Source organism: Streptomyces lichenis (assembly GCF_023218175.1).
In the GTDB taxonomy this organism is placed as follows: Bacteria; Actinomycetota; Actinomycetes; order Streptomycetales; family Streptomycetaceae; genus Streptomyces; species Streptomyces lichenis.
The window spans coordinates 22001-30279 of sequence record NZ_JALPTH010000047.1; the positions used below are offsets into that span (position 1 = coordinate 22001).

Below are 8279 nucleotides of genomic sequence, written 5' to 3' on the forward strand. Positions count from 1 at the left end.
CCGGCTCACCGGCGCCGTGTCCGCCGCACCGCCCGCCCCGCCAGCCCGGTCAGATACCACCGCTCCTCGTACAGCACCCGCCCCACCAGCGCCCCGCCGAACACCACGAAACCGACCCCGACCAGCCAGGACTGCACCACCAGCATGGTGCCCACCGGGCCGTAGGCGACCGCGTTGGAGGCGATCAGCGGCGAGAAGACCAGATGGGAGAAGCCGCGCAGCCCGGCCAGTCCGATCACCGTCGCCACCGCACCGGGCAGCAGCGCGCCCCAGGGCAGCCGGCCGCCCAGCAGCAGCCACTGCGACCACCAGAAGAACAGCACCCCGCTCACCACCGCCACCCCGGCCCGCCAGGCGAGGTCCCCGACGCTCACCGGGGTGGCGGCGACATGCGCGGACAGCAGGAGGTAGCCGATCAGGAAGGCCAGCCACACCGCGTGCCGCCACATGGTGTGCCAGCGGGCCGCGGGAACCTCCCAGATCCGCTCGTAGCCGTTCTGCACCACCCCGCCGAAGGTCATCCCGAAGACCGCGACCGCCGCGATACCGAAGCCGGTGGTGGACTCCAGCGCCTGGTTCGGAGGAGCGAACAGCCTTTCCACCTGTAGTTCCGAGGCGGCCGCCACCCCCAGGCCGTCGGTGAGCCACTCGGCGAAGCCCCGTCCGTTGCCCGGGTCGGCCGCCGCGACCACGATCAGCAGCGGCACCAGGGTCAGCAGCCCGAGCGCGGCGAAGCCCATCGCCCGGTGCATCAGTTCCAACTCGTTGCCGCGGCGCAGGCCGCGCCCGGCGGCCGACACGAGGAAGGCGCCGTACAGCCGCCCGAACCACCACCGCCGGGCGCCGGCCGGCGCCCCAGGAGACTTGTCGGACATGCACCTCGCATACCCGGCCCCGGCCCCGGCGGTACGGGAGTCGGCGGGCAAGACCCCGAATGGCCGCCCGCGCCACCCGCCCCCGGCCGCCGCCCCCGCCCCCTCGCTCCCCGCGGGCTGCCGGTCCGCCGCGTGCCGGCCGACCCCGTCGGCCGCCGCCCGCGCCGGACCGGCGCACTCACCGCGTCAGGACAGCTTGCCGTCGTAGTCCGGCAGCTTCCAGGTGCGCTCCGCGTGGCCGCCGACCAGGTCGGTGGACCGGTTGCCGATGTTGGCGATCACCGTGTAGCCCTTGGCCTCGATCTCCGCCCGCTTCTCCGTCTTGTACGCGCTGACCTCCTCGAACAGGTCCGGCAGGTCCCGCACGTACAGCCCGTCCACCGGGTAGCCCGCCGTCGCCAGGTTGATCGCGGTGGGCGCGTGGAGGATGCCGGGGCGGGCGGTCACGAAGAAGACGCCCACCCCGCGCGCGTCGGCGTAGCGGACCAGCTCCCGTACCGGCTTGACGGCCGGGGTCGGCCACTCCCAGAAGGGGTGGAAGTCGGTCTCCAGCGAGGTGTTGTCGATGTCGAGGACGATCGCCAGGCGCTTGCCCTCCGCCCGGGCGGTGCGCTGCTCGATGTAGCTCCGGGCGCCGTCCAGGGCGGCCGTCACATCCCGCTGCCACATGGCGTAGTCCACTCCGCCGAGCGCCGCCGCGCTCTGCGCCGACGCGGAGGAGGGGGCGGGGGAGGGGCCCGGACGGTCGGCCGGCGCGGCCGTGGCCGCGGTCGCCGAGGTGGCGGTGGCCAGCGCGGCGAGAGCGGTGAGGGCGGCGCCGCGGGCGCTCCATCGGGCTGCAAGCATGGGCAGTTCACTCCTTCGGTGGTGACCGACCAGGGGGGAGGCAGCCCGGTGATCACCCGGGCGGCCTTGGCATGCTCGTGCCCAATGATGGACGGAAGGAGGCGTTCTCTCTACTGCTCGGTAGCCTTTTGTTCGACGCCGAGGGGGCGGCGCCCGCATCGCGCGCCGCCCCTGCGCGTTCCCCCGCCCGGGCCTCCCGCCGCCACCGGACAGGCGCTACCCTCCGCCGCCCCGCACCCCCCACCGCCCCGCCGACCACAGCCCTTCCGTCGTCCCTCCGACCGTCGATCCGCCATCCCGTCAGTCCGCCATCCCGTCATCCGGTCGGCCCGTCAGTCCGTCGGTCCGTCGGTTCCGGCAGCCCCTCCAGCAGACGGTCCAGCGCGCCCACCACCAGCCGGCAGACGTCGTCCGGGTCGGCCTCCGCGAGCGGTCGCTTCCCCACCACCACCCGCATCAGCCCGATGCCCAGCAGCCAGGACAGCGCCAGGTCCGCGCGCAGCTCCCCGTCCTCCGCCGGGCTCAGGGTCGCCAGCACCCGGGCGTACTCGTCCCCCAGCGCGTTGACCGCCGCCGACACCTCGTCCCCGCCTCCCACCGACCGGAGCATGGCCTTCAACGACCGGCTCATCCCCGGCGAACCTCCCACCGCGGCCGGCGACGGGCCGTCCGCCGGCGGCGGCAGCAGGCTGCGCAACGCCACCTCCACCAGCCGCTCCGGCGGGGTGCCGCGCAACTGCTCCTGTCCGCTCTGCGCGACGACCTCCCCGAAGAGCGCCTGCTTGGAGCCGAAGTGGCGGAACAGCAGTGCCTGGTTCACCCCGGCGCGCGCGGCGATGTCCCGCACCGTCGCCCGGTCGTAGCCGCGCTCGGCGAAGAGCGCCGATGCCGCGGCCAGCAACCGGGCGCGGGTGGCCCCGCCCGCCGTGGACCGACCCGTCCCCTCCACCGGTCCCCGCTTCCGTACGGCCGAGGCCCCGATCGTCCCCGCACCCGGCCCACCCCCCTCCCCGGCCGTCTCCGCATCCTCTGCCGCAGCCGTCATCCGCGCCGCCTCCGTCACCTTCACCACTCCCCACGCCCGTGCCGCTTCGGCTCTCTCCGCACTCGCCGCGAGTCCGACGAGCCTGCTGCCGGACCGTCACCCGAACGGCGCAATGGCGCCATTGACCGCCCCTGCCGACCACCCTAAGTTGTGTAAGCACGTGCTTACACGACGGAGGCGCTCCATGACCGCAACGGCGGATCAGAATCCCCTCGCGTACCCGTTCAACGAACCCGACGGCCTCGACCTGGCCGAGGCCTATGCCGAGGCGCTTTAGCGGCCCGGCCTGTTACGGGTGGCGATGGCCTACGGCGAGCCCGCCTGGCTGGCCACCCGCTACGCCGACGCCCGACTGGTCCTCGGCGACCGCCGCTTCAGCCGCGCGGAGGCGCTGAAGCACGACGAACCGCGCCAGTCGGAGGGCCAGCGGGACGCGGGCATCCTCAGCATGGACCCGCCCGGCCACACCCGGCTGCGCACCCTGGTCGCCAAGGCGTTCACCGTCCACCAGGTCGAGAAACTCCGCCCCCAGGTGCGCGCACTGGCGCACGGCTTCCTCGACACGATGGAGGCGGCCGGTCCGCCCGCCGACCTGGTGGAGTGCTACGCCCTGCCGCTCCCGGTCGCGGTGATCTGCCGGATGCTCGGCGTGCCCGAGGAGGACCGGCCGAAGTTCCGGGTGTGGAGCGACGCGGCCCTCTCCACCAGCTCGCTGACCGCCGAGGAGTTCCTCCGCAGCCGCGAGGAGCTGCGCGCCTATATGGCCGCGCTGATCGAGGACCACCGCGCCCGTCCCCGGCCCGACCTCATGACCGGGCTCATCGACGCCCGCGACACCGGCGACCGGCTCAGCGAACTGGAACTGGTCGACCTCTGCGTGGGCATCCTGGTCGCCGGCCACGAGACCACCGCCAGCCAGATCCCCAACTTCGTCCACGCACTGCTGGACCACCCCGACCAGCTCGCCCTGCTGCGCGAGCGGCCCGAGCTGATCAAGGGGGCCGTCGAGGAGCTCCTGCGGTACGTGCCGCTCGGCAGCGCCGCCGCCTTCCCCCGGTACGCGACCGAGGACGTCGAGGTCGGCGGCACCCTGGTACGGGCCGGCGAGCCGGTGCTCGTGGCGGTCGGCGCGGCCAACCGCGACGCGCTGAAGTTCACCGGGCCCGGACGCCTCGACGTCACCCGGACGGCTGTCCAGCACCTCGGCTTCGGCCACGGCGTCCACCACTGCCTGGGCGCGCCCCTGGCCCGGCTCGAACTCCAGGAGGCCGTACTCGCACTGATCACCCGCTTCCCGGAGCTCCATGTGGCGGGGGACGTGCGGTGGAAGAACCAGATGCTGGTACGCGGTCCGCGTGAGATGCCGGTGGGGTGGTGACCGCGATGACCTGGACCACCGAGGTCGACCGCGAGCAGTGCATGGGCTCCGGGATGTGCGCCGGCCTCGCCCCGGACCTGTACCGGCTGGACGGAGCCACCGCGGAACCGGTGCGCAACGACATCGCCGAGGACGAACGAGCCCTGGACGCCGCCGACTCCTGCCCGGCCCTCGCCATCGTCGTACGCGACGGCCCGCGTACGGTCGGCCCCCGCCCCTGACCCTCCGGGCCCGCCTGGCCCACACGGCCGTCCGCCGATCCCACGCCCCTGCCGGTTCCAGCCCCCCCCGGTGGTGAACGGAGCGCCGCGACGCCCTCCCCATCCCCTGCACGTACGCGACGGCGGGCCCCATGTCCCCGACATGGAGCCCGCCGCCGTCATCCCATGGCCGACAAGTCCAGAACCCACGATCAGTGGCACCAGACCGTCCGAACCGTCCGCCACAGCCATGGGCGGCCGGCCCTCGGCCCTCAACCAGTCGATCCAGCCACCAGCCGCCCGGGCCGCCGACCGCCCGGAGCCGTCAGCCCCTGAGCCCGTCCTTGCCCTTCTCCTTGGCGTCGCGTGCCTTGCCCCGAGTCTCCAGCGCGGCGCCCTTGGCCGCAGTGGTCTCGTTGCCCAGCGCGTGGGCCGCCTTCCGCACGGCCTTGCCGACAACCTGCTCGGCCTTGGCCTTGGCCTTCTCTCCGGTGCTCATGTCGGTCCTTTCCGTAGACGCTCACCGTCCGCCTGCCCTCGGCCGCGCCACGGAAACAGCCCCGGCTTCCGACCCGACACCGCTCGGCGGGAGGGCGGCCACGAGGCCGCCCTCCCGCCGAGCCGGACGCCCTGCCCCGTCCCGGCGTGCCGATCAGCCGAGGGGCGCCGCCAGGCGGGGCCGGGAGCCGACCCGCGGGGGCTCGGGCCGCCGGGAGTTGACCCGCAGCGCCTCGTACGCCTCCGCCAGCGCCACCGCGCGTACCGGCCGGTCCTTCACCACGGCCGTCAGATCCCCGGGGCACTGCACCTCCCAGCGGGGGAAGCGCCGCCGCGCCGCCGCCACCCGCGCTCCGGGCGCGAAGTAGACCATGGTGGTGTTCTCGTGCGGGTTGTGCGCCGAACCCTCGTACACCAGCTCGCCGTCCACCTCCAACCGGTCGGCGAGGTAACGCAGCGAATCGCCCCGCGCCCGGCCCATGAAGAGCCCGACGTGATTCTCGAAACCGTGGATCCGCTCCTCCTCCGCGATGTCCTCCGTATAACGCGGACACGATTTCGGGAAGAGGAACACCTCCACCTCGGGGCCGGTCGCCGGGCGGACCCGCGTCACCAGAACCGTGGTGTCGCCCGGCAGCCCGTACCGTTCCGTCAGCCGGCGTTTCACCAGCACGCTGGGAATGGGCGCCGACACCTTCCAGCCATTGCGCCGGAAATGCGCCAGAGCGGCCTCCTCGGTCGGCGGGAAGAGAAGGGTCCCGCAGTGCGAGACAGCGCACTCGGACCGGATCGCCCGCTTCAGATCCCCCGGTATCCATGGGGGGAGCAGCACGTCCAGGGAGGTTATCGACGCGTGGTGCGCGTAGTTCACGGCGTGCCGCAGGCGCTGCAGGTCGCACGCGTCGAAGTCGGCGTGATTCATGACGTAGCCTTCCTCTCGCCGTCACCCCAGTAAACGCACGGCCGCGGTCCCGAGGCACCCGCCGGTGCGCTGATCGGGTGAAGGGCGGGAAAGCGAGCTGGCAGGACTACGGCCGGTCACGGGACCGGTTGTGCCGAACGCTCGCGTGCAGCACTTTTGACCGACGATCGGCTTCCTCCGAAGGGTGAGAAAGTGGCTCGCAGCACGGACCGGAACTCCCCCCGAATAATCGTGGCAGGCGCCGGGATAGGCGGCCTCGCCACCGCCCTCAGCCTCTTCTCGGCGGGCCTGCGCGACATACGCCTGGTGGAGTCGTGCGCGCGGCTGAGACCGGTGGGCGCCGGTGTCAACCTCCAGCCCGCCGCCGTACGGGAGCTGTCCGAACTCGGCCTGGAGCCGCGACTCGCCGCGCACGCCGTCGCCACCGGCCGCCTCGCCTACCACCACCGCTACGGCGGCGTCATCTGGTCCGAGCCCCGGGGGCGCGCCGCCGGCTACCACTGGCCGCAGTTCTCCGTGCACCGCGGCCACCTCCAGCGGCTGCTGCTGGAGGAGGCCGTCCGCCGCCTCGGCCCGGGCGCGGTGGCCACCGGCTGGCGAATGGACCGCTACGAGCACACCGAGGGCCCGCACGGACCCGGAATCCGGGTGTACGCCAGGGACGGGCGCGCCCCTCTCGACGGCGACCTGCTGATCGCCGCCGACGGCGTCAACTCCACCGCGCGGGCGGTGATGTACCCCGGTGAGGGGCCGCCGCTCGCCAACGGCATCGGCATGTGGCGGGGGTTGAGCCGCGGCCGTCCCTTCCTCGACGGCCGCACCATGCTGATCATCGGCTGCAACAGCAATGTGAAGACCGTGGTCTACCCGATCACCCCGGTCGACAGCTCCGGCCACTGCGTCCTCAACTGGGTCGTCGAGGCCCATGACGACCAGGCCGTCCGTCCGGCCGCCCACTGGGACACCGCGACCGACCCCGCCGGCGCTCTGGACCACCTGCACGGCTGGCGCAACGAGCACATCGACCTGCACGCCATGATCGCCCGGACGCCCCGCGTCCTGCGCTATCCGATGATCGACCGCGACCCCCTGCCCACCTGGATCGACGGCCGGACCGTCCTCCTCGGCGACGCGGCGCACCCGATGTACCCCACCGGCTCCAACGGTGCCTCGCAGGCGATCGTGGACGCCCGCGTGCTGGCCTACCAGCTCGCCCACCACCCCGTCGACGAGGCCCTGGCCCGCTACGACGGGCTGCGCCGCCCCCAGACCACCGAGCTCCTCGCGGCCCACCGCCGCCTGGAGCCGGACCCGCTGCTGCGCGAGGTGGAGGCCCTTGCTCCGAACGGCTTCACGGAGATCGCGGAAGTCCTCCCACCGGACAAACTGGCCGATATGAGGTCCTGCACCCGGCGGGTCACCGGAGTGGACGCCGCGGGACTCAACGCCCGTCCCTCCTGGGACGTCCCCCGACGAACGGCCACGCCATGCGCCTCACCCGTCCCCTCACCCGTCCCCTCGCCCTGACCGGGGCCGCCCTCCTGACCGCTCTCCTTCCCGCGGCCGCCACCGTCCCCACCGCCGCCCAGGCCCGCCCCGGCCAGGCGGCGGCCTGCCACCCGAGCGCGGCCGGCGCCTCCACCACCTGCGTCCGCTACGGCCCCGCCGCCCCGCTGGGCGGCGGCCGGGTACGCGTCTACACCGAGCACCGGGGCTCGGAGCCCCGGACGCTCGGCATAGCCCTGACCCGCTCGGCCCTGGAGTCGCTGCCCACCCATCCCACCGACGGCGGCCACTGCCACGACGCCGACCGCGACGGCCGCACCGACCCGATGCACGAGTGCGTCGGCGGCCACGGCCGCGAACTCGCCCTGCCCCGCGCCGGCGCGGCCGGTTCCGTCCCGCCCTTCGACTGGGCCCTGCTCAACTGGAACCCGCACGGCCACAGCCCGCACGGACGCTACGACGTCGCCCACTTCGACGCGCACTTCTACCTGATCCCGCGGCGCGAGCGCGACGCCATCCGGCTCGGCTCCTGCGCCCTGCTGATCGACTGCGCCCAACTGAAGTCCGCCTCCCGCCCGGTGCCCGCCGCCCATCTCCCGGCCGGCTACCCCGCCTCCACCCCGGAGACCTCCGAGGGGGCGATGGGCGAACACCTCGACAGCCGGCCCCCCGACACCGGTCCGCTCACCGGGCACACCCTCATCTACGGCGCCTACGACGGCGAGATCATCTTCATCGAGCCCATGCTGACCAAGGACTCCCTGGAACGCCTGCGCACCACCACCCGCCACCGGACCTGCGCCCCGGTCCCCCAACCGCGCGTCTGGCGCACCGCCGGCTGGTACCCCACCCGCTACTGCCTGGCCTACCGGCCCCGCCACGACGACTACACCGTCAGCCTCACCGACCTCACCCGCAGCCCCCCCCCCCCCCCCCCCCCCCCCCCCCCCCCCCCCCCCCCCCCCCCCCCCCCCCCCCCCCCCCCCCCCCCCCCCCCCCCCCCCCCCCC

Annotated in this window: 8 protein-coding genes and 1 pseudogene; 4 read left to right on the forward strand and 5 right to left on the reverse strand. The window is 73.9% G+C overall.

What is annotated here, in order from left to right; all coding sequences use genetic code 11:
- Positions 1 to 5 precede the first annotated feature (5 nt).
- From M1O15_RS30370 to M1O15_RS30380, 3 genes are all read right to left on the reverse strand, one after another.
- Complete coding sequence (locus M1O15_RS30370) at positions 6 to 875, reverse strand: YhjD/YihY/BrkB family envelope integrity protein (RefSeq protein WP_248637454.1); 870 nt, start codon at positions 873 to 875, stop codon at positions 6 to 8.
- A gap of 186 nt (positions 876 to 1061) precedes the next feature.
- Entirely contained in the window at positions 1062 to 1721 is a 660-nt protein-coding gene (locus M1O15_RS30375) for an HAD family acid phosphatase (RefSeq protein WP_248637455.1), read from the reverse strand.
- Positions 1722 to 2037: 316 nt separating this feature from the next.
- Positions 2038 to 2670, reverse strand: coding sequence for a TetR/AcrR family transcriptional regulator (locus tag M1O15_RS30380; RefSeq protein WP_248637456.1), 633 nt, complete (start codon positions 2668 to 2670; stop codon positions 2038 to 2040).
- Between the two features lie 280 nt (positions 2671 to 2950).
- On the opposite strand from M1O15_RS30380, the pseudogene M1O15_RS30385 reads away from it, so the two are divergent.
- Positions 2951 to 4144, forward strand: a pseudogene (locus M1O15_RS30385) (cytochrome P450).
- Between the two features lie 5 nt (positions 4145 to 4149).
- Positions 4150 to 4365, forward strand: a complete 216-nt coding sequence (locus tag M1O15_RS30390; RefSeq protein WP_248637457.1) for a ferredoxin — start codon at positions 4150 to 4152, stop codon at positions 4363 to 4365.
- A 304-nt stretch (positions 4366 to 4669) separates the two neighbouring features.
- Here the strand turns inward: M1O15_RS30390 and M1O15_RS30395 are convergent, their stop codons facing one another.
- On the reverse strand, positions 4670 to 4843 hold the full coding sequence (locus M1O15_RS30395; RefSeq protein WP_248637458.1) for a hypothetical protein: 174 nt from the start codon (positions 4841 to 4843) through the stop codon (positions 4670 to 4672).
- A gap of 153 nt (positions 4844 to 4996) precedes the next feature.
- Positions 4997 to 5764 (reverse strand): hypothetical protein, encoded by a 768-nt coding sequence (locus tag M1O15_RS30400; RefSeq protein ID WP_248637459.1) that lies wholly within the window; start codon positions 5762 to 5764, stop codon positions 4997 to 4999.
- 192 nt (positions 5765 to 5956) lie between these two features.
- Here M1O15_RS30400 and M1O15_RS30405 point away from each other — a divergent pair, with 192 nt between their 5' ends.
- Positions 5957 to 7291 carry an FAD-dependent monooxygenase gene (locus M1O15_RS30405; protein WP_248637460.1) on the forward strand — a complete coding sequence of 445 codons (1335 nt, stop codon included), beginning with the start codon at positions 5957 to 5959 and terminating at the stop codon, positions 7289 to 7291.
- A partial coding sequence (locus tag M1O15_RS30410; protein ID WP_248637461.1) for a hypothetical protein occupies positions 7252 to 8279 on the forward strand: 1028 nt, incomplete at its 3' end. The genes M1O15_RS30405 and M1O15_RS30410, both read left to right, overlap by 40 nt.

What these genes read in the sequence shown, in the direction of transcription:
- M1O15_RS30395 (WP_248637458.1), bottom strand. Translation starts at nt 4,843, where the DNA reads ATGAGCACCGGAGAGAAGGCCAAGGCCAAGGCCGAGCAGGTTGTCGGC.
- M1O15_RS30375 (WP_248637455.1), bottom strand. Translation starts at nt 1,721, where the DNA reads ATGCTTGCAGCCCGATGGAGCGCCCGCGGCGCCGCCCTCACCGCTCTC.
- M1O15_RS30370 (WP_248637454.1), bottom strand. Translation starts at nt 875, where the DNA reads ATGTCCGACAAGTCTCCTGGGGCGCCGGCCGGCGCCCGGCGGTGGTGG.
- M1O15_RS30390 (WP_248637457.1), top strand. Translation starts at nt 4,150, where the DNA reads ATGACCTGGACCACCGAGGTCGACCGCGAGCAGTGCATGGGCTCCGGG.
- M1O15_RS30400 (WP_248637459.1), bottom strand. Translation starts at nt 5,764, where the DNA reads ATGAATCACGCCGACTTCGACGCGTGCGACCTGCAGCGCCTGCGGCAC.